The sequence below is a fragment of the Streptomyces sp. NPDC043861 genome, from assembly GCF_056435905.1.
On sequence record NZ_JBWKDP010000015.1, the window covers coordinates 139615 to 166199 of the forward strand.

A 26585-nucleotide genomic window follows, 5' to 3' on the forward strand; every position below is an offset into this window, starting at 1 on the left:
GGTGCCGACGGTGAAGGTGGCCCAGTCGGACCAGGCGAGGTTGTAGTGCGTGCCGTCGTAGGGACTGGTGCGGAAGCGGTACGTCGCGCCGTCCTTGAGCAGACCGTCGGGCACGGTCACGGCCGCGGCCCGTCCGGAGTCGACTCGCGGTGAGACGAGGTAGTCACCCACCCTCTTGCCGGTCAACGCGTCGACGACCTCGAAGGTGCCGGTCACACGGTCGCCGTCCTTGTCGGAGAACGTGTCCCGCAGCGTCGGCGTGGTGGTGTTGACCTGCCAGGTCCCAGAGGCGTCCTTGGTGAACGGCGGGCCGGCCTGGCGGTTGTTCCCGGAGCGGGGACGGAAGTTGTACGTGACCGTCAGCTTGGGCGGGTTGCTCGTGGCGTTGGCCGAGTTGACCCGCTTCCACTGCGCGACCGCCGACTCGTCGGCGGCGGTCAGACCCATGCCGGACTGCGGTGCCTTCGACGAGGCCCAGGACTGTACGAGCGAGGTCACATCGGCATTGACCCAGCCGTCCGCGCCACAACCCGGATTGCCCTTGGTCTCGGTGGACGTGGCGTACTTGGTGTGCATCGTGGGCCGGGAGGTCCAACGGCTGGAGACCGAGGCCTTGTCCGCCGACCAGACCGCCCAAGGCTGGGCCTTGCAGTCGGGGTTGCCCGAGTGGAAGTTCCACAGGCTCAGTTTGGCGCTGCTCACCAGGGCATCCGCGATCGGAGCCGTTCCCCAGGTGATGTAGGACTGGGCGGTACGCGGCGTGCCGTTGGCGTTCTTGGTGCCCGGGTTGCCGAAGTCCAGTTCGGTGTCGGTGGACCAGTCGCGGGTCTCGCCCTGCTGGACGTAGGTGTCGAAGACGTTGCTGAGCGCGGAGGTCGACGGGTCGACGGTGACCGGGTACCGCGTCCTGGGGTCGGCCAGGAAGCCGGCGTCCGGGGTGACCACCAGGTCGATCGAGGAGCCCTTCTGCTCCACCTTCATGGACACCGGAACGCGGCGTGTGTGCTCGCCCGACCGCTCGTCGACGGTCGCGTCCCACATGACCGGGGCGGGCATGACGGCCCGCTCCTGTCCGGTCCTGCGGTCCGTGAACAGGACGCTGCCGTCGGGCTGTTGCTTGGCACGCAGCCCCTTGGCCCGCAGTGGCAGGGTGTAGCCGTAGTCCTTGGTGGACGGACGCTGCTTGATCTCGACGTACTGCTCGAAGCCCGTCCGGGTCGACTCCACGATCACGTCGGCGCCCGGGACGGCGTTCGCGTACGTGGCGCGGTTGCCATCCAGGGTGGGCCGCGGCAGGCCGCCCTTCCACTGGAGGGTGACCTGGTGCTCGCCCTCACCGAGGGTGACGAGGTCACGTGCGCCGGCCTTGCGGGTGGCGCCCAGGGATGCGGCAGGGCTGCCGCCCTTGCCGGCGAGGGTGAGGGAGGCAGGATGGGCCTTGGCCACCACGGTGCCGTCGCGGCGTTCGGCGAGGTCCGTGTCGACGGTGACCCAGCTGCCGTCGCGGTCGAACCGGACCGGTCCTGCGGTGAGTTCGGTCGTCAGGGAGCCGTCCCGATTGACCCACGTGGTGGAGGTCTCGGTGCGCTCGGAGAGCGCCTCGATCCGTTCGCCGGATCGCTTGGCGGCGGCGAGTGCCGACGGTACGTCGGGGGCGGCAGCGAGCCCGTTGGCGGCGTTGCCGGCTGCGGGCTGCGCGACGGCCGGCGGGGGCACGGCCATGACGGCGCCCCCCAACAGCGTCACGGAAAGGGCGAGTAGCGCCGTGGTACGCGGGAGCCGTCTCAGGGCCCGCAGCGATTGCCGCTCCCCCGGAGCGGAAGGAGATATGAGCATGCGGTAAATGCGACCTTTGGTCAGAGATCGATGAAGAAGTTGTAAAGCTAATGGGTGGTTGGTATGCACACGCCACCGGCGGGGACGATTTGCCGGTAACGCCGCCTTTGAGGGACGGTGACCTTGATCACGCACAGGTGAGGGCCGGCCTGCAGAACCTGTTCCCGTACAGCCGGCCGCGCGCCGCCGTCCCCCGCCCTGGAAACGCCGCAGGATCCCGCAGGGGTCAAAACCGCACAACGGGTCGGCGAGCGGACTTCGCCCGAACATGCACCACCGCCGCCCTCACCGGCGACCACGAGACCCGCTTCCCACCGCCCCCACCGCCCCCACCGCTCCGAAGCCGTGTTCCACCGCACAACGATGACCTCACCGGCAGGCGGCTCGCCCGCGAAGCCCCCCGAAACGGCGGCACAGCGGAAGTCCGGGTGTATCAGTGGAACCGGTAGGACCGCCGACTCGCGCCGGGAGGGTCGAAGTCCAGCCCGTTCTCGTCGAGGGCGTTGAAGACGGTCACCCGGCTCGTGCCGAGGACGAAACTGACATCGACGCTTCCCCGAGCGACATCCCGGCCTGTCCACTCGAGCAGTTCGACGCCCTCGAGGGACAGCCCGCGCAGCGCCCGCAGTCCGGGAACAGGCTCGGGACGCCACTGCAGATCGAAGCCGGGCCACCGGACCGTACGGGTGGGGTCGATCGTATTCCACGTGAGGGAGAGGTCACCGAACTTTTGATGGTTGATCTCGATCTGCTCACCGTCGAAGTCGAACAGCACCGGGCAGTCGCAGAACCACTCGTCGTCCTGGAAGTCCCAGACCATCCAGACCGTCGAGAGCGTCCGGCCCGCAAGACCACACAGGCGATCGCCGTGCTCCCGTACAACGTCGCGACGACTGTCCAACCACACGGGTCGGTAGCCCTCGATACCGAAGTCGAACATTGCCTCATCCTGTCAGCGATGCCCCCACGGACGCGCGGCGGTCCCCACCCGGCCGGAGGCTGACGGAGGCTGCTCATACAGGCGGTGCGGCCTGCACAGCCCGGTCCTATGCCACTACCGGCTCCCGCGCACCGAGTCGTCGCATGCGCATGCACCCCCATGTGCCCATCGCCACGTGCACCACGACCATGCCCGCGATGAAGCTCCCGTACCCGTCAGACTTCTCCCTCGTGACCGGAGAGGCCGCGCCTTCGGGGTCATATCGAACCGTCATGGTGTCGCCGGGTACGACGTACTCCTTGCAGCCGTCCCCCTCGGAGAGGTCCGGTGATATCTGCTGCCCGGAGGTCTGACGGAGGGTGCAATGGTCCGTCTTACCGGACTCCTTGGCCACGACGACGGCCTCGGTCCAACGGCCCCGCTCCTGAAGAGCCGCCTGATCGCCGGCCTCCACTGAGACAACCCCCAGCGCGACTCCCGCGATGACCGGGACCACCAACTGCCAGGCCAGTTTCCGTTCCTTCAGCGGTACCCGCACCATGGCGAACAGCGGCACCAGCACCGGCGCCAGCGGCAGTGCCAGCCAGGCCAGTGCCACAGCGGCGGCACGCAACCCAGGACTGAGCGGAACGGCCGGACTCAGATACCCGAGCACCGCCGACCCGGCCGCGCACCCGGCACAAAAGCCGAGCCACAGCAGCAGCTGCCTCGCCCGCCCCATCCGTCTCTCCCCTCACCGAAGTGCGAGCCTAACGCTTCAGTGCGCACACAAACCCGGCGCCCAGTGACTCAACCAGGTCCCTGGTGGTCTGGTAGGCCGCCGCGGAGAGATCACCAGGCGCCGACTTCTTGCGTCGATCGAGAGGTTCGGAGGCTGGACGAAGGCGTTCGATCGCCGCTCTACCGGTTGAGTTCGTCCAGGTCCAGGCGAATGCTGAGCTGGCTCCCGAGTTCCTGGAAGCCGAGTGCCCGCGCAACCCGGCGGGAGGCCGGAGGCCGGGCTCGCCACTGGGGCAGCAGACCCGCGTCAAGTGCGTGCGCCACCGCTGCGGAAGCCGTCCGGCGGGCCAGCTGGCGGCCTCGCCACTGCGGGGATGTCAGTACGCAGAGATGCGCGGTCGCGGCCGGCCAGCTGCGGTATCCCGCCGCGGCCACGACGCGCGTTCCTTGGCGAACGACGAACGCGGGAGACGTGATCTCCTCCAGCCCGCACTCGTCCGCATCCGCCGGCCCGACCGACCGCACCAGCTGTTGAAGGTCGCGATGCCCGGGTGTCAGGTACTCGACGGCGTCATGGGCCTGCGCGGGCAGGAAGCGGTCCCTGGACACGTACGCCAAAGCGGCCGGACCCAGTACCTCGGTCACGGGCAACAGCGCCTGGAGCGCTTCGGGACGAGTGAGCGAATCGGCCGGCACCGCAGCCGGCGCACGTCGTAGCGCCCGGCCGGCACCCTCGGTGGGCACAGTGACGATCGCCGCGTCGCCGAGCGCCACGATGCCGGCCCATGACGGTGGGCACAGACCTGATGCGGGTGAGGCAACCACGGAAACAGCCCCCTGGGACGCGAACGACACCGGCGCAGCGGCCAACGTCTCCCACAGACCACGGGCACGGACCAGCAACGGATCAGCAGCCATGACCAGACCCTGACACCCCAAGGTCACCGGGTGCCAGGGAAATTGGCCCCTGCACAGCACGCCGCAGGCACAACGCATCGCACCGTGAAGCCCGGTCCCGCGACAGCGGTTCGCACCCCTACCGGGCGGGCGACGATCGGTCGCTCGAAGCCGGACGGCGGGTCAGCACGCGGGTAGTGGTGCCGTCGTCCTCAAGGATGTCCCGCACGTGCTCGAAGCCGATCCTGTCCAGCAGGGACAGCGAGGCTTTGTTCGGCGCGGCCACGGTTGCGTGCACCTCGGTAAGCCCGAGGGTGCCGAATGCGTAGGCCACGATCGCTTCGGCGAGTTCGGTCCCCAGGCCGGATCCCCATGCCGCGGGGGCCAGTGCATAGATGATCTCGTGGCCCCCGACCACGTCGGTCCGCTTGATCTCGGCATGTCCGATGAGGAGACCGTCCCGACGAACGGCCCAGACATCGAACAGGTCTTGGGCATAGACCTTGGTGAAGATCCGCCCGAACAGAGCCCGGTCTTCTGCCCCGGAAACGGGGCCGTCCCCCATCCACCGGGACACCCTCCCGTCCTGGAACAGTGCGACGAAGCCCTCTTCGTCCTCAGGGACGTAGGGGTCCAGGAGCAGGCGCTCGGTACGCAGGGTCGGGGTCACGGACAGCGACGCTACCCACGCGACGCGCTGCCGGGCAAACCACTTTCACCAGCGTGGATTCCAGCCAGACGTCCTTGGCAGCCACAACACCTGCGGGTGCCGGCCCTGCGCCGCGGGCCGCCTCCCTCCGGCAACGCTGAACCCCCGGCCCGGGAGTCATCCTGCAACCAGAACCGTATGCCGGCGACAGTGGGGCCTTGCCGACGCCCGCCCGGCGCGGACGTGCCGTCCTCCGCACCATCCACCCATCGACCACCGCGCGCCGAGCGACGCATCATTTCGATCCGTACTGCCCAGGCGGCACCATCATGAGCGGGTAATTCCGCGTCGGATGGGGGTGGTTGGTCAACCAGGTCGTGAATGAGGTGCGGAAACCGTCGTTGTTGTGGTGGGCGTAATCGTAGAAGGACTGGAGGAATGCAGCTCGTGAGGTGTTAGCCGCCAGGTCCGTTCCGGTGCCTCCCAGGAGGTACTGGCGTCGCAGGATGTCGGCGAGCGGGACCTGCCGGGCATTCTTGATCATGTCGTACATCGCCATGAAGGTGGTGGTGCGGCCGTGGCCTTCCCGGCAGTGCATGTGCAGCCAGGAGTCGGAGGGCAGGGCGCGCACGAACGCAACGAATGCGTCCGCCGTGGCCGGCGTGGGCATGTGCCGGTCCGGCACCGGGAAGTAGCGGTAGGCAAATCCGTCCTCGGTGACGGTCTGCTGCTCGGTCCTGACGATTCGGGGCCCTGGGGCAGGAGGCAGAGAGGCCGCCGCCGACTTGCGCGGAAGGTCGGTGAAGGTGATTTCGCGGGCGTCCTGCAGTTGTCGGAGGCGGCTCGACTGGAGCTCCAGCAACTGTTCCCGGGTCAGCCCCATATTGGCGTCGTCGTCCTTGCCGTACCAGCTCACCACCGCGCCATCGACGTAGAGGTGGGTTTCCTGGCGAAGGTCCACATCGAAGAGCCGGCCATCGGGTACGACGGGGAGGGTCTTCCTCAACGCCTGCCAGCCGTCCTGTGACGGTGCGGCGCTGCCGGACACCCGAAGGGCCTCGAGACCGACGAGGCTGGGGTGAGGTCCCCCGTCGTCGGCCAGGGGGCTGGTGGCGGTGCGGAAGTGGAGGGGCAGACCCGGCTTGTTGAGGAAGTCGATGACGAGGTCGCCGCCCGCGGCCAGGCTCGGACTGGCCGGGCTCGGACTGGCCGGGCTGCCGTGGCCGGGTGCCTTCGCCCCGGAGCATCCGGCGCCGAACACGGCCAGCACACAGAGGACGGCGGCCAGACGCCTCGCGGCGTGGCGGTTCACGATGGTCACCGGCTCCTCCACCGCAGTTGCGTCACGGACGGACACAACCCCGCCCCGAGCCGTCCCGGAGTTTCACGGCCATGGGGCAACACCTGTGACGCCCCATGGCCGCGCTTCACCCACGCCCACTGTGGCCGGACAGGCCAATGTCGCGCACGCCCACCCGGGCAACCGGGTGACCCGAGGCTCCGCAGTTCGGTAGGGATCCCCTTGCAGTGCCACGGGGGGACGACCCCGGCTGCTCGTCAAGCGTTCGGCGTGCCAGGACGCGCCGGCATGGCTCCAGGACGAGAGCCGGCCGGCATCCTCGTCGCCTGTCGGGTGCGGCAGGTCTGCACGGGGACAGAGGCCGGATCCCGCTCCGGACGCGAAGGGGCACCTGTGGCGGGCCGCCATGGATGACCACGCCGCCCGACGCTCCGACCCGGTGCTCAGCTCCGAGCGCGAGCGGTTCGGTGCCGTGAACATGCCCGCGACCGATCCGGGCGAGGCCGTGGACGTCGAGCATCGAGGCGGCCTACGAAGTGGGCCTGCCGAGATCGGACGTCACCGACGGCGCTCCAGCGAGGAGGGTGCGCCCGCCGACTGCGCTCCTTCGATCTCGAGTGTCAGCCGGTCCGGCTGCGTCATGGTGACCACGTAGATATTGCCCTGGGGGCATGCGAAGGTGGCCGAGCGGTCGGTGGGGCGACTGGTGACCGCGGTGAGGACCATGGTGTTCCGGCGGACCTGGCGCAGTTCGAGTGCCTCGGTGCATCCCCGGTCGCCTCCGGTGTCGATGTCCTCGAGGTTGCTGACCTGGCGGCCGACCAGCTCACCGACGGATCCGGGGTGCAGCGTGACGGTGACGGCGAACTCCCTTGTCCGGGCCTGGAGGATGCCATCCGCCCCGGGGGTTCCAGGGCCGGTGCCCGTCCAGGTTCCCGTCCATGCGGCGGGCAGTGAGGGAGAAGGAGAGACCGGCGGGGCGGACGAGGCAGAGTTCTCCCGGCTCTGACCTCCCGGGGAGTTGAGGAGCAACGTGATCGCCGTTGACACGGCCACGGCGACGGCCGCCGCGCCGGCCACCTGCAGCACCCGCTTCCGCCGAGTGGCCGAACGTGGGGGGAAGGACGGGACGGGCGGCAGCCGGGTACTGGCGGGACCGTCTGCCACCCCGCTCGGAGAGGGGGCGGGCGGTGGTGCAGCGACCGCAGGCGTGCCCGCCAGCAGGTCCCGAACAGCGGTTTCCCTGTGCTTGACGTCCGACCTCAAGGCGTCGGACACGGTCAGACCCCAACGACGGTCGGTGTCTGCGAGCCGTCTTCGTATTTCGTCCGCTGTGGGGCGGGAGTCGGGATCCTTCGTCAGACACTCTTTGATCAGAGGGAGAACCGTGGGCGGGACTCCGTCGAGCGCGGGCTCTTCGTGGACGATCCGGTACAGCAGCGTGGGCAGCGCGAGGTCCTCGCCGGGTGCCGTGAACGGGCTGCGGCCGGTGGAGGCGTACACCAGGACCGCCGCCAGTGAGAACACATCCGCCGACGCGCCGACCTCGGCTCCTCGCGCCTGTTCCGGCGCCAGGTAGCCCGGGGTGCCGATGATCGTGCCCGTCTGTGTGCGGCGCGGGTCCCATGCGGCGCGGGCGATGCCGAAGTCGATCAGGAAGGGCCGCTGGGCGCCGAGCAGGACATTGCCCGGTTTGATGTCGCGGTGGACCACCCCTGCCTCGCGGACCGCGACAAGAGCGGAGGACAACTCCATGGCCAGGGCCCTGACCGACGGTTCCGCCAGCGGTCCGTGCCTCCCCACCCAGTCGGCCAGCGACGGCGCGGGGACGTACTCCGTCGCCAGCCACTGCGGCGACTGCCCCGGCGGGCTGAAGTCCACGACGGAAACCGTCCACGGGGATCGGACACGGTCGCTGGTACGTATCTCCCGGGCGAACCGTTCGGCGAATCCCGGCTCCCTGCTCATCTCCGGGTGCACGGTCTTCAGCGCAAGTGGCCGGCCGGAGACCGTCCGGGCCAGGAACACCTCGCCCATGCCTCCCTCACCCAGCCGCGCCAACAGACGGTATCCGCCGATGTCCCGCGGATCACCAGGCCGAAGAGCCTCCATCCACTCCCCCTGTCCCGTTCAGCCGAGCTTGCCCTCTGCTGCGTCCCGCGGCCGACTCTAGAGCAGGTTTTGTGTGCGAGTGCGCTTGCCCTGGCGTGGCCGGTCACCCAGCGCCCGCTGCGGAGAGGCGCCCTGCGGCGCCCGCGCTTGTACCGGCTGCCCGGGCCGGTTCGTGGGCAGCTCCGCCGGCTCGCCGTTCCAGTGCTGCCCGGGCCGTCCTGGGCCGCACCATCGGCCGGGAATCCTGGATCTGCCGGGCGCTGGGGGCGCCCTGGGCAGCGCGGACGACGGCCCGGCGCTGGACCCCTGGCGCAGCCACGGCCGACAGCCGGGCCGAGGTCGGGAGTGAGGCGTTGGATGACGACATCCGCGGGTGCCGGAGTCTCAGGACACCCGTCGTGCACTCATGTGCTTCTGAGCTCTGTGGCGGCGGACCGGGTGAGCTCTGTGACGAGGGGATGATGTAGCAACTGGGAAACACGAGAAAGGTTCCTCGGCGGCTCGCCGACCGTCTTCGGCGCAGTCTCACCGTGTTGCTCGCGCTGATGCTTCGCGGCGATCAGCATGACCGCGTCGGCCACAGCAGCAGCGTCTGCCAGGGACAGCCCTTCCCCGTGGGCTCGCTCGTGCGCCCGCTCCCAGCGGTGCCGGTCCAGGAACGGGTGCAGCGTGAGGATGGCGTCATTGATGTCCGCCTCTCGCTGCGTGAGGCGGAGCGACACATCGGTGCGTGAGAGTGAAACGATCCTGCCGGCCTTCAGGTCTTCCATCTCCTTTGCCAGAGGCCCCAGGTGCTGGAAGGACACCCAGTCGTGCCAGGTGAGGGACGCCCAACGGCCGGCCAGTGGGAGCACGAATCCCACAGGGATGACAACCACGGAGACCGACGCAAGTGGCGGCGCCACATAGGTGCTCAGGAAGTCCCAGTTCCGGCCGCCCCACCTCGCACCGATCGCCGTGAATTTTGCCGCGTCGAAGCCGAGGTTGAGGCTGTAGCCGACCACGATCATGACGAGACCCGTACGAAGCCAGGAACGCACCATGCGGGACCACCGCCAGCACAGGACGGTCATGAGGACCGAAGCGATCATGTGCGCCACGAGATACAGCAGGATCATCTCGCGAATGAACGGAGTCGACGCGTAGTACGTGTCGAAGTCACGTAGCCGCTCTGCCGGCGTTTCACCCATGACGAACAATGTCACCAGGAGCACGGCGACCACACCGTACGCCCCCAGACACCACCTGCTCGCGCGTCGCACGTACTCGGGAGAGCCTCCCCGCCAGTTGATGACGAGATGAACGCAGGATCCACTGGAGAGTGTAATGATCACGTAGACCAAGGGAGCCGAGAAGTTCGTGATCCCCGTTGCTTCATTCAGTGTGGCGATCATGGGCGGGGAGGCGAAGATGAAGACGGTGCCGCCCATCAGTAACGCCCAGCCGACTGATCGCATGAGTGGGTCGTCCCATGCCTTGCGAATGCTCGGCAGCCTGAGGGCGATCAACAACACCGATATGACCGCGGGAACGTAGAACGTCAGGCTCTCTTCCACCGCGTCTCAGATCTTGTCGACCAGACCCAGAGAAATCTGGATCCGGTGCGCGGCGACGTCGCGGTTGAGCTCTCGCCTCCCGTGACTCAGCAGCGCACGCCAGGACGCCCCCAGCAGATAGCCGAAACTCTCCGCCTCCGCCTCGTTGTCATGGTCGTCCGAGGAACGTGCGGCTATGTGGCGTACCACTGCGTTCAGGCCCTGATCGGTTTCGAGCCAGCGGGCAGCGGCAGCTCGTCCGTCGAGGTTGTGGTTGGTGCAGTGGCCTGCGTGCATATGCCACAACTCATGCCCGAAGATCACCATCTGGTGCTCCTGCGGGGCGCGCTTCTCGACGACGATGACGTCCATGTCCTCCATGTCCAGCCAGAGGCCACTCGCCGTATTGGGCGGAAACTCCGCGAACCGCAGCAGCACATCCCTGCCCCGGCGACCGCCCATGTACTGGCACATGGCCCCCATCAGCTCTTGAGCGTCCTCCGGCAATGGCCTGACAATGCCGTCCACGAGGTCGTTGCGCAGCTCTCGCATCTTTCTGGTAATGCTCACCGGTCTCCCCGTAACGCTACGCCGCTCAGCACAAGTTGCCTCCTCAGCCGCATGCCCGACCAATCGCCCACTGATGCTGCCTGGCGGTTGACCGTGCGGCGGACGAGACAAGCGCGCGTGTCTTCGGACCGTACCCAGGACATCCGGCTGCCCCCGATGATGCGGTCAACTGTGGCTGCGGTCGTCTGCGCGGCGTCCTCCGGGGCCTCCGCGTACCCATCAGCCACGTTCTGGTCTCCTTGCTCGTGCGAGCGCGTGTGCTCGCGGTACGGGTGAGGTCCCTGCAGGGTAATGGCTCCATGGACGTCGGACCACAACTTCCGCTTTCGTTGGCCTGTATGCAGTCACGCCCCAACTCCCTTGGGCAGCACATACCTTGAGACGTGCATGGATGGCCATGGGACGGCCTCGTCGAACGATCTGGCCAGGACTGGCCCTGAGCCGCAACGTTGTCGTGAGTTCCGTCGAAGACGTTGCCTGAATCAATCCATGACTCCACCGGCTCGGTCAGCAGACGCGAAAGCACAGCCGAAGCCTGCCCTGACAGAGTCGCCGGGCCCATCGGCTACGCAGTCGAGGTCGAACTGAGCGATGTCCGGACTTCGCACGTCGGATCAGCGCCAAGTTTTCCTCTGTCATAAACCGATGGATGGTCCGCGATCGGACGGCAACCGGGCAGAGGCGTCCTTCGCAGGGCGGGACGGCCGGCGAACAAGTGCAGCCGGGCGCGGCGGGTTCCTTGAACAGGCGTCGTCGTCCGTCCGTCGTGCCGATCCCGGCCCGAGTCGGTACCGCAGCCGCGATCGATAGCATTTCAGCTCAGTGACGCAATGGCGCCGCATCCGAAGGGCGCGGCGCCACTCGTGGACGTCGGATGGAGCCCATGCGCACACCCCACACCCTGACCGTTGTTGTCGTCGGCCTCTCCCTGACGGTCCTCGCCGTCGGCTGCACGGAACACAGCAACACACCGAGAGCGTCGCCGACGCCGTCATGGGAGGGGAAGGCGGACGAGGAGGACGCCGTCATGCGCGCTTCCCGCGCCCTGAACGCCGCGGGCGTGCAAAGCACTTCCCTTGTGGACTCCGGCGTGGAACGCCTGGCCGAAGGGCTGTCCAGGACCTTCACGACACAGGGCAACGAGCCCTACGCATTCGACATCGCATGTCAGGCCCCAGGACCCCGCCTGCTCACTCTCACGCTCACTCGTGAAGGCACGGAGAGCGAGTGGGAGGTGCAGTGCGGAGACCGGGTGGCGGACCGGTTCAACATCCCTGTCGGTTCCCGATTCACTGCCCGGATCACCCCGTCGGGACGAGACACCGACGGCATTGCGCTCTGGCACCTCAGCACCATCGATGGCGACGATGTGGAGGGGTGCGAGGACGACATCGAAGGCTGCCAGGACTGAGAAGTTGTCCTGTGTGGTGAGGCGGAGGAGTCGCCCGTAGCAGCACAGGGCAGCTGCGAGGCTGAGAAACGCCGGGTAGTTGCGGGGATGGCGTTCGTAGCGCGGGCTGAGTCTGTGTAGCCGGACAGCCATGAGACCGCAATTCGACCCGGACGACTACCGCGAGCGCCACGCGTGTCGAGTGCGGGATCAACCGCCTCAAGCGTCACCGGGCTGTGGCCACCCGCTACGACGTGCTCGCGGTCCGCTTTGGGGCCACTGTCCGTCGCGGCCATCAACGAGTGGCTGTGATCAGCACATGTCTCTACAGCTCGCGGTCCTGGGCCAGCTCCTCCCAGCGAATGCTCCGAAGAGCAAGATCAACGTCCTCGCCCGACGGAACATCCGGGACGGGCTGGAACCAGACCACGGTGAGAACGGAGTGGTGCAGCACCGGGTCGAGCTCAGGAGCGATCGCTGTCGAGCCGAAAACACCGATGCAAGCCACCGAGGGCAGCACCTCAACGGGGCCGAACGGGCCGGCGGTCTGGTCCGGGTACTCGCGGACGGGCGGAACGAGATGGACCGGCGCGAACGAGAACTCGCGTTCTGCCTCCTTCCGGAGGCCACTGACCTTCATGTCGTTGATGCGCTTGCACGGGTAGCCCTCCAGCATCCCCCCGTAGGTCGAGGACATCCGCAGCTCGGTGAGCTCGATCGAACGACCGGACGAGAGGACCACGTGGCTCAGCGACATGCCGACACCCTATGCACACGATTCACTTCGGATAGACGCCCTGGAAGGATCGGGTCCTCCACTGTCAGGTTCCACGGCCGGGCCTTGCGTACCGGGTTCGCGCCCTCGCACCGCATCGCAGCAACCAGCTTGCCGAAGCGCCGCGGGCTCAGCCCGGTGAACGTGGCTCCACAACGGACAGGCAAGGCACGTGGCCCCCGAAGCGCTTTTCGATCAGACTGAAGCGTTGCCGATATGGCTGAAAAGCACGTGGGTTCCTCCCCGCACCTTGGCCGCGCGAAGCAGGCCTCGTTCCCAAGCACACGCCCCCACCTGTCCTTTGGGACACTGGGCCCACCAGCGACCCGACAAGAGAGCAGCCCACACGATGACCAGAACGCCATCCCTGCGCCCGACTCGCCATGCCTTGGTGCTCGGAGGTGGCCTCGCCGGCACTCTCGCCGCCGCCGCCTGCGTACCCCACTTCGACAGAGTGACCATCGTCGAACGAGACACGCTGCCCAGCCGGCCGGATCCCCGCAAGGGACTTCCTCAGGCCCGCCATGCGCACATTCTCTGGTCCGGCGGCGCCAAGGCCATGGAGGGCCTTCTACCAGGCATCACCGACCAATGGCTGGAGGCAGGTGCCCATCGCATACCCCTGCCGACGGGCTTGGTCTCCTACTCCTCCGCAGGCTGGTACAGGCGCTGGGGCAAGGCATCCCACTTCATCATCGCCTCCAGCCGAGATCTGCTCGACTGGGTTGTGCGTGAACGAGTCCTGAAGAACGACACGGTCCGGCTCCTGACCGGCGCCGAGCCGCAGCGGCTCACCGGCTCCTCACGTCGAGTGACCGGCGCGATCGTGACGCACGCCGACCGCACCGAGGAGCACCTGTCCGCCGACCTGGTGATCGACGCCACCGGCCGCTCCTCCAGAGCGCCTCTGTGGCTGCGCGAGCTCGGAGTTCCCACGGTTCGAGAAGAGACCATCGACGCGGGCGTCGTCTACGCCAGCAGGCTGTACAAAGCCCCCGCCGGCCTGGACCACCCCACCGCGCTCAACATCCAGGCAGATCCCCGCGAGCGACTACCCGGGCGGACAGCGACCATCATTCCGATCGAGGGACAGCGCTGGATCGTCGCTCTTTCCGGCACGCGTGGCGGCGAGCCCGTTGCCGACAGTTCGGCCTACCTGGAATTCGCTCGAGGGCTTCGGCATCCTCTTGTGGGCGAAGTCCTGTCACACGCCGAGCCCATCAGCGACGTCTTCGTCACCCGCAGTACCGTCAACCGCCGCCGCTACTGGGAGAAGCTCGGCACCGCCCCGGAGGGCTTCGTCCTCGTGGGCGACGCCGTCGCAGCTCTCAACCCGGTCTATGGGCATGGCATGTCCGTAGCGGCGCTGGGAGCCCTCTCCTTGGGCGCCGAACTCCAGCGGACGGATCCGAGTGCAACCGGCTTCGCACGAAGGGTCCTGCGGGCCGTCGCACGGCCAACCGACGTCGCGTGGAAACTCGCCACCGGGCAGGACATCCACTTTCCTCACTCCGACGGCCGGAAGCCCCATGCCGTCGATCGCCAGCTGAGCAGGTACATGCACCGGTTGACCATGACGGCCACCGGGTCCTTCCGCATGGTCCAAGCGATCACCGACGTCATGACTCTGGAAAAGGGCATCGCACAGCTCGTTCGGCCCTCTGTCGCCCTGGCCGCCATTCGCGGGCCGCTGCTGCCCCTGCTCACTGCGCCGCCACTGACCGACCAGGAGCGCGCGGCGTTCCTGCCGGACGAGAATGGGCTGTGACGCCGAAGCCCCGCGCCGGCACCCACTCCTTGCGGGGTCTGCGATCGGCGGGAGGCCGGCGACTGCGCCATCGACCGCCTCGAGCAGTGGGGTGGGCCCACGGTGCGGACTCCCGGTGTTCCGGCAACGACCGGGCATCCTGACCTCCCGTCACTGGTCGAGGCGTCTCCCGACCGTGGCATGTCGCCCAGGCCTGAGAGGCAATGCCCGATGAACCTGCCGCCCGGCAGCCCACCACATGCGGCAGGGAACCGAGCCGGGCGGCAACGTCCTTGTGGGAAGCACTCTCCGCCCGATCCAGGACGAGCCGACGGCGCAGCGCCTGCGCCTGCTGCGTGGAACGACACCGCACCGAAGGAGCGCCGTTCTCGGAAGACGGGGGTCACCGAAGGACGACGCCTCCGGACAGCCCGGAGGGCCCTTCCCCGGCGGCCCGCGACCACCGGCAGTGCGGGAGGTCGCGACCTTCGAGGCCCGGTTCACAGCCCTGCGCTGCTTCACCCTCGACGCCACGGACCACGCCGACCACCAGGAGCAGGGCAGCACGATCCGCCGTTGCATCATCTGGCGGAACCGCCACGCCGACGACCAGCTCCTACGCGCCGTCGTCGCCAGGGCCGACACTGCCTGACCCGGTATGAGCAGCCCTCAATCGTTCGTGGCGCTCTTGGTGTACTCGACCTTGGCCGGTCCCTCGCCTGTCAGCCGGTCCCCGTGCAGCCAACCACACGCCTCATAGAACGAGTTGGCCGCGGCATTGTCCGCGAAGCTCTCAAGTCGGATAGTTGAGTACTGAGCGAGGAGTGCTGCTTCCGCATGCTCCAGCAGGAGGCGTCCCAGCCCCCGACGGTGGTGATCCGGGTCAACCATCATCAGGTCGATCGTGGGGCCATCGAGGATGGAGAAGCCGATGATCCGGCCTTCCTGACTGACGAGGCAGTGCAGTCCACCCCGCTCCAGATGGTTCGTCACGTGGGCGTCCGAAGCACCGCTGCCGATGAACCGGTCAACCTCCTCGTCGCCGAGGAAGGCGCGGTAACAAGTGTCGATCGTGCGACGCGCGAGCGCCTGGAGGTCCTCAAGATCTTCCCCGCTCGCAGGCCGGATGACGGGGTGATGCTGTCCTGTCGACACGGTGATTCCCACTCTGACGCGTGAGGGTCGGGCCCCCGACTCCAGCCGCTCCGCCGCACCTCAGCCGAGACGCAGTGAACGATGCCGGCTCACGAACCCGTCACACCAGGACAGGGCAAACGTTGCCCGATGCGGCACTGGCTCATGCCCGTCCGCTGACGAACCCGTCGAGGGCCGCGGTCAGCTCCGCGGGCTTCTCCAGTGGCAGTTCGTGACCGGCGTCCACGATCCGGACCACCGCATCCGGGTAGGCCTTCGCCATCCGCAACATCTGCGAGACCGGCAGTTGGATGTCGTGGTAGCCGTGCACCAACAGGGTGGGCATGCGGATCTCACCGACCCGGTCCAGGACGTCGAAGTCCCGCATGGCGGAGTAGCAGGTCATGACCACCTCACGCGGGGTGGCCGATGAGGCCCGGATGTGCTCCCGGATCTCCTTGCGCGGGTAGCCGGGCGCGAACGCCCGCTGGATGTTGGCGGCGACGAACAGCTTGAACGGCGCCAGTGTGGATGTCGCCATCAGCAGGGCCCGCCCCCGCCCGTAGGTCATTCGGCTGATGGAGTTCACCAGCACCAGACGCTCGACCCGCCCGGGGTGGGCCAGGGCGATGGTCTGCCCGATCATCCCGCCCATGGAATGGCCGAGGAGGACGCACCGGTCGACCTCCAGGTGATCGAGGAGGGCCAGGACGTCCCCGGCCAGCTCGTCGATGGTCCGCGCCCCCGATCCGCTGCTCTCACCGTGCCCGCGCAGATCCAGCCGTATCACTCGCCGCTCGTGGGCGAAGTGTTCCATCTGGTGGTCCCAGCGGTGCCGGTTGGCCGTCCAGCCGTGGACGAACACCAGGGGCACGGCCTCACCGTTGATGGGGCCCTCGTCGTCGTACGTCAGTGATGCGCCGTCGACATCGAGTTGCGGCATGGGTCGTGGTCTCCTGGGGTGTGGTGGAGTGTGGGGCCGGGTACTGCGTCGGCCATCGGCCAGCCGCGCTGTGCGGCTGGTTTCGCCGGGGCTGCCGGAGGTGCTCCTCCCTTTGCCCCGGCGCTGTTCACGGCACGGGAAGCCGGCGTGAGCAAGGCCCGCCGGTACCGGACCCCGGCGGGCTCAATGCTTCGGTCCTCCGGTCAGCCGATCTCGATCAGCAGGTCCCCGGCCTCGACCTGCTGGATCTTGCCGATCGCGAGCCGGCGAACGGTTCCACTGCTCTGGGCCGTGATGGACGCCTCCATCTTCATCGCCTCGATGGTCGCCACCGTCTGGCCCGCGGACACCGAATCGCCCTCGGCCACCTGCAGCGTGACCACTCCGGCGAACGGCGCGGCGACTTGGCGGTCGTTGCCCCGTTCGGCCTTCTCCGCTGCCTTGACCTCCGTGGCGATGGACTTGTCCCGCACCGACACCGGCCTCAGTTGACCGTTGAGGGTTGCCACCACCGTGCGAAAGCCCCGTTCGTCGGCCTCGGAGATGGCCTCCAGTTCGATCAGCAGTGTGACGCCGGGCTCCAGGGTGACCGTGTACTCGGTGTCCGGTTCCAAGCCGTAGAAGAAGTCCTGCGTACGCAGTACGGAAGTGTCGCCGTACGCCTCGCGGTGGGCGTCGAACTCCTTGGTCGGGCCGGGGAACAGCAGGCGGTTGAGGGTGGCCCGGCGCGCGTCCTGCAGACCGCTCCGGTCCTCGGCCGACAAGGTGGGGGTCTTCGCCTGCGACGGGCGGCCGTGCAACGCGCGCGTGCGGAACGGCTCGGGCCAGCCACCGGGAGGGTCGCCCAACTCACCACGCAGGAATCCGATCACCGAGTCCGGCACGTCGAACTTGCCGGGGTCGGACTCGAAGTCGGCGGCCTCGACTCCGGCTCCGACCAGATGCAGCGCGAGGTCGCCCACGACCTTGGAGGACGGAGTCACCTTCACCAGTCGGCCCAGCATCCGGTCCGCCGCCGCGTAGCAGTCCTCGATCAGCTCGAAGCGGTCGCCGAGGCCGAGCGCGATGGCCTGCTGGCGCAGGTTCGACAGCTGCCCACCGGGAATCTCGTGGTGGTAGACCCGCCCGGTGGGCGAGGCAAGGCCGGACTCGAACGGCGCGTAGACCTTCCGAGTGGCTTCCCAGTACGGCTCGAGGTCTCCCACTGCCTGCAGTGACAGGCCGGTCGCCCGTTCCGTGTGGTCCGTCGCCGCCACCAGTGCCGACAGCGACGGCTGGCTGGTGGTGCCCGCCATCGAGGCGACCGCGGCGTCGACGGCGTCGACCCCGGCATCGATCGCGGCGATCAGCGTCGCGAGCTGTCCGCCCGCCGTGTCGTGGGTGTGCAGATGCACCGGAAGATCGAACCGTTCGCGCAGTGCGGTCACCAGTGTGCGCGCGGCGGGCGGGCGCAGCAGCCCGGCCATGTCCTTGATGGCCAATACGTGGGCGCCGGCTTCGACGATCTGCTCGGCCAGGCGGAGGTAGTAGTCCAGCGTGTAGAGCGGTTCGCCGGGGTCCGACAGGTCCGCGGTGTAGCAGAGCGCGACCTCGGCCAGGGCCGTTCCGGTGGCACGCACAGCGTCGATCGCCGGGCGCATCTGTGAAACGTCGTTGAGCGCGTCGAAGATCCGGAAAATGTCCATCCCGGTCGCCGCGGCCTCGGCGACGAACGCTTCCGTCACTTCCGTCGGATAGGGCGTGTAACCAACGGTGTTGCGCCCGCGCAGCAGCATCTGTGTGCAGACGTTGGGTACTGCCTCCCTGATGGCCGCGAGCCGCTCCCAGGGGTCCTCGGCCAGGAATCGCAGCGCCACATCGTAGGTCGCGCCGCCCCAGCACTCCAGGCTGAGCAGCTGCGGCGCCGTACGTGCGACATGCGGAGCCACGGCCAGCAGATCACGGGTCCGTACGCGGGTCGCAAGGAGGGACTGGTGAGCGTCACGGAAAGTCGTGTCCGTAACGGCGACAGCCGACTGGCTACGGAGCTCGGCCGCGAACGCCTCCGGTCCCAGGGCTGCGAGGCGCTGCCGCGAGCCGTCGGGCGCCGGCGCACCCAGTGAAGTGGGAGGAAGCTTGTCGATGGGATCGATGACGAGCGGGCGGGGCCCGTGGGGCCGGTTGACGGTGGTCTCGGCGAGGTAGCTCAGCATCCGGCTGCCGCGGTCGGCCGACGGACGGGTACGGATCAGCTCCGGGTGTTCATCGATGAAGCTGGTCGTGATCCGGCCGGCCCGGAACTCGGGGTGGTCCAGTACCGCGCCGAGGAAGGGCAGGTTGGTGGCCACACCACGGATGCGGAACTCGGCGATGGCACGGCGCGCGCGGCGGGCGGCGTTGGCGAAGTCGTGCCCGTGGCAGGTGAGCTTGACCAGCATCGAGTCGAAGTGCGCCGACACCTCGGCGCCGGTGTGCACCGTGCCGCCGTCGAGCCGGACGCCGGGCCCGCCCGGTGAGCGGTAGGCGGAGATGGTGCCGGTATCGGGCCGGAAGCCGTTGGCGGGGTCCTCGGTGGTGATGCGGCACTGGAGGGCCGTGCCGGTCAGGACGACGTCGTCCTGCGTCAGATGCAGTTCGGGAAGGGACATACCGGCGGCGATGCGCAGTTGTCCGATCACCAGGTCCCGGCCGGTGACCTGCTCGGTCACCGTGTGCTCCACCTGGATGCGCGGGTTCATCTCGATGAAGACGTGGTTGCCGCGCTCGTCGACGAGGAACTCGACGGTGCCCGCGTTCACGTACCCGATATGGCGGGCGAATGCGACGGCGTCGGCGCAGATCCGTTCGCGCAGACCGGGGTCCAGGTTGGGGGCGGGCGCGATTTCGACGACCTTCTGGTGGCGGCGCTGCACCGAACAGTCGCGCTCGTACAGGTGCACGACATTGCCTTGGGCATCCGCCAGGATCTGCACTTCGATGTGGCGCGGGTTCACCACGGCCTGCTCGAGGAAGACCGTCGCGTCACCGAAGGCGGACTGCGCCTCGCGCATCGCGGCGTCGATCGCCTCCCGTAGTTCGCCGGCCTCCGCCACCCTGCGCATGCCTCGTCCGCCGCCACCGGCGACTGCTTTGACGAACAGCGGGAACCCGATGCCGTCGGCGGCGCCGAGCAGCGCATCAACGTCGGTGGACGGCTCCGACGACTCGAGTACCGGAACCCCTGCCTCCCGCGCTGCCGCGACCGCGCGGGACTTGTTCCCCGTCAGGAGCAGTACGGAGGAGGGGGGTCCGACGAAGGTGATCCCGGCCTCCGCGCAGGCTGCTGCCAGGTCGGGGTTCTCCGACAGGAAGCCGTAGCCGGGGTAGATGGCATCGGCGCCGGCCTTGCGCGCCGCCTGGATCACCTCGTCGACCGAGAGGTACGCCCTTACCGGATGGCCGGGTTCACCGATTTGATAGGCCTCGTCCGCCTTGGCCCGGTGCAGTGAGTTGCGGTCCTCGTAAGGGAACACCGCCACCGTGGAAATGCCGAGTTCGAACGCTGCGCGGAACGCGCGGATGGCGATCTCACCTCGGTTGGCGACCAATACCTTGCGGAACATCAAACTCCCCTGTCGTGTCGCACCGGGTGCCTTCATGGCATCCGTCGTCCTCGTGGACGGTGTCGATGAGTTTGTCTCCCACTTCGGAGGCCGAAGCGTTGGTCACCGTACCCGACGGCATCTGGCCAGATCGCGTTGGCGGTCCGTGGCGTTGAACACGCTGCCCTGCTCCGCGTACTCGGCGCAGACCGCGGCAGTCCGGGCCCGGCCGCGCCGAACGATTGGTCGAATTCCATGACGCGGCGGTCATTCCGGGCCTGGGCGAGGGCGACCGGGCGGCTGCACCACAGCGGCGTACGGGCTCCCGGACCGGCGGGACGATGCCCGTACCACAGCCCTCGTGTGGTGGTTGATGGTTCTCTTCGGGTGTCCAGTTCGGGGGTTTTGCAGCGGGTATCGCCGTACCTGATGACACAGCTGTGGGGTCCATACGGGGGAACACGAATGCGGTCGCCCCGGGGCACGCACCGCCCGGCTCCGTCACTGGAACGACGGAGCCCGCCGACGGGCGCCGACCCTCGTCCGCCCGGCCCGCATCGTCGGTGCCTTCGGTTCCCGGGACCGGGGCAGCTGTGCAGCCACCTTCCTCTGCGTCCCCTTTCGGCCGGTGCGGCGCCCGCTCGACGGGTCGGGCGAGCCCGCGTCACGATGCCGGGGAGCCCGGGGCAGGTGGGGCGGCGGCAGTCGTCGGTTCGAGGCCCCCGAGCTCAGAGACGGACGACGACGGGGCGGTGTCGTCGGTGACGCCGCTGCCGGGGAGCAGGTCGGCGATGAGCACGGTGGCCAGGGAGCGGTGGCCGGGGATTCAGGTTCGGCTCCGCTGCGGCGGGCCAGGACTGCGGTGAGCCGAGCCAGCCCGGTGTCGATGTCTTCGCAGCGTTCGACAAGACCGTCGGTGTAGAGAGCGAGGGTGGAACGTTCCCGGAAGGCGATGGCCGCCTGGGGGCGGGGGCCGCCGGAGTCCTGCCGCCACCACCTTGACCTGCCGACAGCAGAACACGCTCAACCCCGGACCGTGGGGACTCGGTCCCCCGACTGCTCGACCACAGGCGTCGCCCGCACGCACCAGAGCCGCAGTGTCCGGAAGGTTCCAGGAGGCTCCCAGGCCGGTTCTCGTGGGCACCGGGAACGCTCCGGCCGGACTGCCTGCCGAACGCTCCCCCATCACGACGAAGATCGTCCGCCGATCCGTCCGTGAATCGACTTGACCCCCAAATGCCGTGACTCAAAAGGGCATTGAGGCGATCAGCACTCTTGTCACTCGCGCAAGTGTTCTTCATAATCGCAAGGCGCTTTGCGAACTCATCCCCCACTGGGTTCGGACGCCTTGCAGCACGCTGCTGTTTCCGCCATGCGCTCCTGCGCCGGCGTGTCCGCTTCTCGGTGGGGCCTGGGTTGGTGATCCGCGCACAACCCCCCACGAGAGGACGTCTCTTGACGAACTACCTCAAGCACCTCAGGACAACGACCGCGGTGGGTGCCGTCGCCCTCGCGGCCCTCAGCCTCCAGACCGGCTCGGCCGGCGCAGCCCCCACACCGACCCCACGCGGTGAGTTGGGCCCGACCGTCGTCGGCGGCACCAAGGCCGAGCAGGGCGAATTCCCGTTCATGGTCCGGTTGTCCATGGGCTGTGGCGGCGCGCTGTACGCCAAGGACATCGTGCTGACGGCCGCCCATTGTGTCGACGCGAGCGGCCCGAACACCGGCATCACCGCGACGGCCGGCGTCGTCGACCTCGAAGACCCGGGCGCGACGAGCGTGAAGTCCACCGAGGTCCTCCAGGCGCCCGGCTACAACGGCAAGGGCAAGGACTGGGCCCTGATCAAGCTCGAGAAGCCGATCGACCTGCCTACGCTTCCGATCGTCACGGACGACAGACTCAACAACGGCGAGTTCGACATAGCCGGTTGGGGAGCGGACAAGGAGGGTGGCGACCAGCAGCGATACCTGCTCAAGGCCAAGGTCCCGGCCATCGATGACGCCACCTGCCAGAATGCGTACGGCGACCAGCTGACACCGGGCGAGGAGCTGTGCGCCGGGATGCTGGACACCGGCGGCGTCGACACCTGCCAGGGCGACTCCGGCGGCCCGATGTTCCGCAAGGACGATGCAGGCGCCTGGATACAGGTCGGCATCGTCAGCTGGGGCGAAGGGTGTGCACGCCCGGGTAAGCCGGGTGTCTACACCGAGGTCAGCACCTTCTCCGCAGACATCAAGAAGGCCGCCGAGGAGATGAGCGGCTGACCCGGCCGGCATTCGGCGAACACCAACGCGTTCTGCTGCCGGGCGCCACCCGCGCGCGGCAGCAGGACGTCGTCGATCAGGTCGACTGCGAGCGGCTTTCCGTTGTGGGTCGGCGACCCGCCGGCCGGTTCCGGGATCACCTTGCTGAAGCCCCGTCTGCGCGGGTGGGCGCAGACAGGCGCGTCCGCTGCTGCCGCTCGAGGTCGAGCAGACACCGACCGCCGCCGCTCGGCCTTCTCAGGGCGCGTACGCGGAGAGCCTCCCCCCATCGGCCGGTTTGCCTCCAACCGGTTGCCGACGGACGTCGATCCGCACGTCGGGCCTACGTCGTCGCCGATCCGGTGCACTCACTCCGCCAAAGGCCCGCAGAAATGGCCCGACCGTCTTCACCGGTCGTCGACGGGGCGTCCCGCCGCCCCGGAGGTGTGTACAGTGCGGCCGCCTGCGCGGCGGCGCGGATGATGGCGGCCACCTGGTTGTTGTGTCCCGCGGGCGGTGCGGGACCCGGGGACTGCGCCCCCTCCTCCGTCACGGCCGATCGTCTCGGTGATCGTGCGGGCACGTGCCGCCCCGTGCGAGCAGACGGTCCATCTGCTCCCCCACTTCGCCGGCTTCACGCAGTCGGCCGGGGAACGGGATGCGGAGGTCGCAGTGTCCCCGGGCATATTCGCAACGCAGCGTGAATCCATAGGCGTCGAGTGCGAGCGGCCGCACCCGTACGACCCCTTGCAACACCTGCGGGCAGATCAGCCGGCTCAGTGCCGTCACCAGATCCTGGTGGTCATCGTCGAGGTGGGTCAGCATGGCCGCCTCCTGGAACGCCAGCAGGTCGGGCTCGGCCAGAGCCACCTCGTCGAGGCCGACGTCCTCGGCGACTCCCTCTCGCTCAATGGACGCCCGCGCAGCGTCGAGGCGGAGCACGAGGACGCCCACCGTGGGCTGCGTGTCCGACGGTACAAGCCGACCGGACAAGGTGACCCGTGCCCTCACCCGCTCACGGACCGCCGTCGGGGCGATGTCGGTGAACCGGAGCAGCGCAGCCAAGGCACCGTGCTCGGCGCAGCGGGCCTGGACCGCCAGCGGGCTGTCCACGGGGGCGTGGAGGAACAGCCGCCCCCGGCCGTCGACGGTGTGCATGGCAATCAGGTCGTAGCAGCTGCCGTCGGTGTTCAGGCTGAGGGATCCGGCCCCGGCAACGATCGAGCGGATCCGCTCCGCATTGGTCGGGCCCGTGACACGGTTGTCCACGAGGGTCATCAGCACTCCTTAGGTAAGGCTTGCCTAAGTTAGCAGTTTCCCGAGATGGCGGGAACCATCGCCGACCTGCAGGTATGAGGGTGGGCTCGGTCGGGCCTGCGGCCGTGGCCACGGCTGTCGCCCCGGCGTCGGAGCAGGGGCCGACTCGTGACCGGCTATCCCCTGCAAGAGAGTTGCGTGCGCCACGTTCTTGCCGTCGGCTGAACGCCGACTTGCCCAGGCTCGTTGACCTCGGTAACCGGTGCGCCACCCACAGACCGGTGAGTAAGCGAGGTTCGCACATGCCAACGATGCTTTCGAGTGACACACAGCGCCGCCTGCCGACCGCCGGCAGCTTCTGCCCAACCGGGTCGACAGGCCGCGGTTCCTTCCGGCGATTCATGCGCTGAGCGGTCGAGTCCATGGACTACTGCTTGCCTTGTCGCCGCCCCCTCAACGGCACCGTGACCTGCCCGGAGTGCGGGGCACACGACACCGACATGCCACTGCCGGACAGCCGGAGCGGGATCACTGCGCCAGTCGGGACGGTGCCCCGGGCGGTGCCGGAAGCCCTGCTCGGCGAGGGGCTGGGCTCCTTCGCGGCCCCCGACGTGCCCTCGGGCCCCACGCCTTCGGCCGATGTGCCCGCATCCAGGCGCCGTTGCCCTCCGCGGCTGAAGAAGTACGGTGGTCGGGCTCTCGCCGCGGCCGCTTGTGCCATGCTCGGCAGCCTGGCTGCCCCGTCGCTGCTGCCCCAGCACTCGGCCGGCCCGTCACGAGCGGCCCCGAGCCCGGAGCGTGCGGTTCCCGACGAGCCCCCGGTCGATGTCAGCACACCACCGAAAGCCTCCGGTTCACCGGAGCGCCCGGCCACGCGCCCTGCCCGAAGAGGTGTCCGGGAACGTGACCGTGGTGCCACCCGGTCTCCTCGCGCTACGCCCGCCCAACGGGAATCGCCGGCTACTGATTCCCCCGCCGCCAGCAGGAGCGCGCCGCCCCCGAGGGCCAGGCCGACGCCCAGCCCTTCCAGTGGCCGCCCCAGCCCATCGGCCACGCCGACGACGACCCCGTCCGCCAGTCCCAGCGGATCCGTCAGCGCCTCGCCCACGAGCAGCCCCGAGCCGAGCCTCACGGGTGGACCGGCGACCGACGCACTCACCCGGACACGGCGATGACGGCCCGTCATCGACCTCGTTCGTCGAAGGACGCCCGCGGCCTTACAGGGGCGCAAAGGCCCTTCGCCACCCCACCCGGGCGGGCCTTCTGGGACACGCCATGGTCGGCGCCGAACCCGGTCACCGACTCGCCATCCGGCCACGCGGTCCCGGGCGGGGGCATCCTTGTGCTTGTCAGCGCCGACGCCAGGTCGTACCGAACCGGATGAGGGATCCCCCGCGCCTGGCACTCCCACGGCCCGGCGGTTCAGGAGACTGCCTCGCCTGCTGCAGTGTGCCTGGCGGCACCCGGCGGGCACATCTTCGCTCCAGCAGCCTTCGGCTTGCTTTCCAGAACCATAAGGACTGTATCTGTCCTCAACACTCTGTAGGTTTGCTGTCAGTAGGCCGGGAGGGGCCCGGCGACATCACGGGGACGGGGACACGGATGAACTCGATCGACGGTCTCAAGGTGCTGGAGCTGGCTCACACATACCTGCGTGCTGCGGTCGCCGGTGTACCGTCCGGGGGTTGGGGCGCGGCAACCCCGTGCGACCAGTGGACGGTGCGTCAGGTGCTGAACCACGCACGGCTGGACCAGCAGGGATACGGGGCGGCCATCACCGGCCAGGCAGGCCCGCAGTCCGACCCCTTCCAGCCGGACGACGCCCTCCCCGACCATCACATCGAAACCCTGGACCGTTCCCTGGCAACGGTGTTCGGTGCATACGCCCAGCTGCCTGCGGACGCCACCTCCGTGCCGACGCCGCTGGGTCCGCTGCCGGTCTGGCTCGGAGCCACCGCAGCCGCGTTGGACGCCGCAATACATGCCTGGGACATCGCGGCCGCGTCCGGCCAGGACCTGCCCCTGGACGAGGAGTTGACCGAGGGCCTGTGGGCCGCGGCTGATCAGCTCGTCAACCGCCTCCGCGACGACTTCGGGGTCTTCGCCCCCGCCGTGCCGTGGGCGCAGGACGGCGACCGGGCGGCCGCGCTGCTGGCCTTCCTCGGTCGCGACCCGCACTGGCGGCCGGCAGCCTGAGACACCGACAGCTGCGCTCGATCTGATCCCAACTGCCCTTGCCGGCAAGGGGGCGGCTTCCCAGCCCCCGTGGTTCCGCGCCTGGACGCGGACCACGGGGCCGCTCCGGGGCCTGCTCGAAGTTCCGGCCCCCGACCCCGAGCCGCAGGAATCTGCCGGCCGACCTCGGACCCGGTGACCCAACTGCGTTGGGTCATCCCGTTGCTGACGGCGCACGATGGCCCGGCGCCGTGGTCGGCGGGTGAGTCTGAGATCGTTTCCTCATGAGCGCACCACCAGACGGATTGCCTGTGTACCGGGTCCTGACCGGACCGGACGACGCCGCGTTCTGCCAACGTGTGAGCGAGGCCATTGGCCTTGGCTACGAACTGCATGAAGGCCCCGCGGTCACCTTCAACGGCGAGCACGTCATCGTTGCCCAGGCGCTGATCTGGCCGGCACTGCCGTAGAACTCGACCCCGCGTCGGCGTCACCCACGTCAGGGCGTCATGCAGCCAGTGCCGTGACCTGACAGGTTTGCCGGGAAGCCCGCGGCGTCCGGTGCATGGGGTCTCCCCGGCCCCTTGCAGCCGATGGGGTCTCCCCGGCCCCTTGCGGCCGCGGGCATGGGGTCTCCCCCGGCCCCTTGCGGCCGAGGGCATGGGGTCTCCCCCGGCCCCTTGCGGCCGAGGGCATGGGGTCTCCCCCGGCCCCTTGCGGCCGCGGGCATGGGGTCTCCCCCGGCCCCTTGCGGCCGAGGGCATGGGGTCTCCCCCGGCCCCTTGCGGCCGAGGGCATGGG

The 26585-nt window shown here is 68.7% G+C and carries 19 protein-coding genes and 3 pseudogenes; 6 read left to right on the forward strand and 16 right to left on the reverse strand.

Translation table 11 applies throughout. The features are described 5' to 3' along the window. The 9 genes and pseudogenes from AC068D_RS29090 to AC068D_RS29130 form a co-directional block, all read right to left on the reverse strand. Window positions 1-1722: pseudogene (locus tag AC068D_RS29090) on the reverse strand (DNRLRE domain-containing protein); the annotation flags it as partial. A gap of 547 nt (window positions 1723-2269) precedes the next feature. Next, window positions 2270-2776 carry a hypothetical protein gene (locus tag AC068D_RS29095; protein ID WP_478826066.1) on the reverse strand — a complete coding sequence of 169 codons (507 nt, stop codon included), beginning with the start codon at window positions 2774-2776 and terminating at the stop codon, window positions 2270-2272. A 106-nt stretch (window positions 2777-2882) separates the two neighbouring features. Continuing rightward, entirely contained in the window at window positions 2883-3497 is a 615-nt protein-coding gene (locus tag AC068D_RS29100) for a hypothetical protein (protein ID WP_478826067.1), read from the reverse strand. Between the two features lie 179 nt (window positions 3498-3676). Then, the gene (locus AC068D_RS29105; RefSeq protein WP_478826068.1) at window positions 3677-4414 is read right to left on the reverse strand and encodes a GNAT family N-acetyltransferase; all 738 of its coding nucleotides are present in this window, start codon (window positions 4412-4414) and stop codon (window positions 3677-3679) included. Window positions 4415-4532: 118 nt separating this feature from the next. Further along, entirely contained in the window at window positions 4533-5063 is a 531-nt protein-coding gene (locus AC068D_RS29110) for a GNAT family N-acetyltransferase (protein ID WP_478826069.1), read from the reverse strand. A gap of 274 nt (window positions 5064-5337) precedes the next feature. Continuing rightward, the gene (locus tag AC068D_RS29115) at window positions 5338-6363 is read right to left on the reverse strand and encodes a phosphatase domain-containing putative toxin (protein ID WP_478826070.1); all 1026 of its coding nucleotides are present in this window, start codon (window positions 6361-6363) and stop codon (window positions 5338-5340) included. Between the two features lie 537 nt (window positions 6364-6900). Further along, window positions 6901-8454 (reverse strand): serine/threonine-protein kinase, encoded by a 1554-nt coding sequence (locus AC068D_RS29120; protein ID WP_478826071.1) that lies wholly within the window; start codon window positions 8452-8454, stop codon window positions 6901-6903. Between the two features lie 404 nt (window positions 8455-8858). Continuing rightward, complete coding sequence (locus AC068D_RS29125) at window positions 8859-10010, reverse strand: MAB_1171c family putative transporter (protein ID WP_478826072.1); 1152 nt, start codon at window positions 10008-10010, stop codon at window positions 8859-8861. A 6-nt stretch (window positions 10011-10016) separates the two neighbouring features. Next, entirely contained in the window at window positions 10017-10559 is a 543-nt protein-coding gene (locus AC068D_RS29130) for a toxin-antitoxin system, toxin component (protein ID WP_478826073.1), read from the reverse strand. Between the two features lie 883 nt (window positions 10560-11442). On the opposite strand from AC068D_RS29130, the gene AC068D_RS29135 reads away from it, so the two are divergent. Next, window positions 11443-11970, forward strand: a complete 528-nt coding sequence (locus AC068D_RS29135; RefSeq protein ID WP_478826135.1) for a hypothetical protein — start codon at window positions 11443-11445, stop codon at window positions 11968-11970. A gap of 12 nt (window positions 11971-11982) precedes the next feature. Here AC068D_RS29135 and AC068D_RS29140 read toward each other — a convergent pair. The 3 genes and pseudogenes from AC068D_RS29140 to AC068D_RS29150 all read right to left on the reverse strand — a co-directional run. After that, window positions 11983-12107: pseudogene (locus AC068D_RS29140) on the reverse strand (IS5/IS1182 family transposase); the annotation flags it as partial. A 167-nt stretch (window positions 12108-12274) separates the two neighbouring features. Further along, window positions 12275-12706 (reverse strand): hypothetical protein, encoded by a 432-nt coding sequence (locus AC068D_RS29145; protein WP_478826074.1) that lies wholly within the window; start codon window positions 12704-12706, stop codon window positions 12275-12277. A gap of 44 nt (window positions 12707-12750) precedes the next feature. Beyond that, window positions 12751-12880 (reverse strand): annotated as a pseudogene (locus AC068D_RS29150) (IS5/IS1182 family transposase); the annotation flags it as partial. A gap of 193 nt (window positions 12881-13073) precedes the next feature. Between AC068D_RS29150 and AC068D_RS29155 the strand changes: the two are divergent. Both AC068D_RS29155 and AC068D_RS29160 read left to right on the forward strand, forming a co-directional pair. Next, on the forward strand, window positions 13074-14492 hold the full coding sequence (locus AC068D_RS29155; protein WP_478826075.1) for an NAD(P)/FAD-dependent oxidoreductase: 1419 nt from the start codon (window positions 13074-13076) through the stop codon (window positions 14490-14492). Window positions 14493-14730: 238 nt separating this feature from the next. Beyond that, on the forward strand, window positions 14731-15123 hold the full coding sequence (locus AC068D_RS29160) for a hypothetical protein (RefSeq protein ID WP_478826076.1): 393 nt from the start codon (window positions 14731-14733) through the stop codon (window positions 15121-15123). Window positions 15124-15140: 17 nt separating this feature from the next. Here AC068D_RS29160 and AC068D_RS29165 read toward each other — a convergent pair whose 3' ends face one another. The 3 genes from AC068D_RS29165 to AC068D_RS29175 all read right to left on the reverse strand — a co-directional run bounded on the left by AC068D_RS29165 (window position 15141) and on the right by AC068D_RS29175 (window position 20129). Then, window positions 15141-15626, reverse strand: coding sequence for an N-acetyltransferase family protein (locus AC068D_RS29165; protein WP_478826077.1), 486 nt, complete (start codon window positions 15624-15626; stop codon window positions 15141-15143). Window positions 15627-15768: 142 nt separating this feature from the next. Then, complete coding sequence (locus AC068D_RS29170; RefSeq protein ID WP_478826078.1) at window positions 15769-16548, reverse strand: alpha/beta fold hydrolase; 780 nt, start codon at window positions 16546-16548, stop codon at window positions 15769-15771. Between the two features lie 203 nt (window positions 16549-16751). Next, the gene (locus AC068D_RS29175) at window positions 16752-20129 is read right to left on the reverse strand and encodes a pyruvate carboxylase (protein WP_478826079.1); all 3378 of its coding nucleotides are present in this window, start codon (window positions 20127-20129) and stop codon (window positions 16752-16754) included. 1434 nt (window positions 20130-21563) lie between these two features. Between AC068D_RS29175 and AC068D_RS29180 the strand changes: the two genes are divergently transcribed. After that, window positions 21564-22373: a S1 family peptidase gene (locus tag AC068D_RS29180; RefSeq protein WP_478826080.1), complete on the forward strand. Its 810-nt coding sequence runs from the start codon at window positions 21564-21566 to the stop codon at window positions 22371-22373. 528 nt (window positions 22374-22901) lie between these two features. On the opposite strand, the gene AC068D_RS29185 is transcribed toward AC068D_RS29180, so the two are convergent. Continuing rightward, window positions 22902-23630 (reverse strand): DUF2470 domain-containing protein, encoded by a 729-nt coding sequence (locus AC068D_RS29185; protein ID WP_478826081.1) that lies wholly within the window; start codon window positions 23628-23630, stop codon window positions 22902-22904. Between the two features lie 1581 nt (window positions 23631-25211). On the opposite strand from AC068D_RS29185, the gene AC068D_RS29190 reads away from it, so the two are divergent. Continuing rightward, the gene (locus AC068D_RS29190; protein WP_478826082.1) at window positions 25212-25805 is read left to right on the forward strand and encodes a TIGR03086 family metal-binding protein; all 594 of its coding nucleotides are present in this window, start codon (window positions 25212-25214) and stop codon (window positions 25803-25805) included. A 263-nt stretch (window positions 25806-26068) separates the two neighbouring features. Then, complete coding sequence (locus AC068D_RS29195; RefSeq protein WP_478826083.1) at window positions 26069-26254, forward strand: DUF1737 domain-containing protein; 186 nt, start codon at window positions 26069-26071, stop codon at window positions 26252-26254. The last annotated feature ends 331 nt before the right edge of the window (window positions 26255-26585 follow it).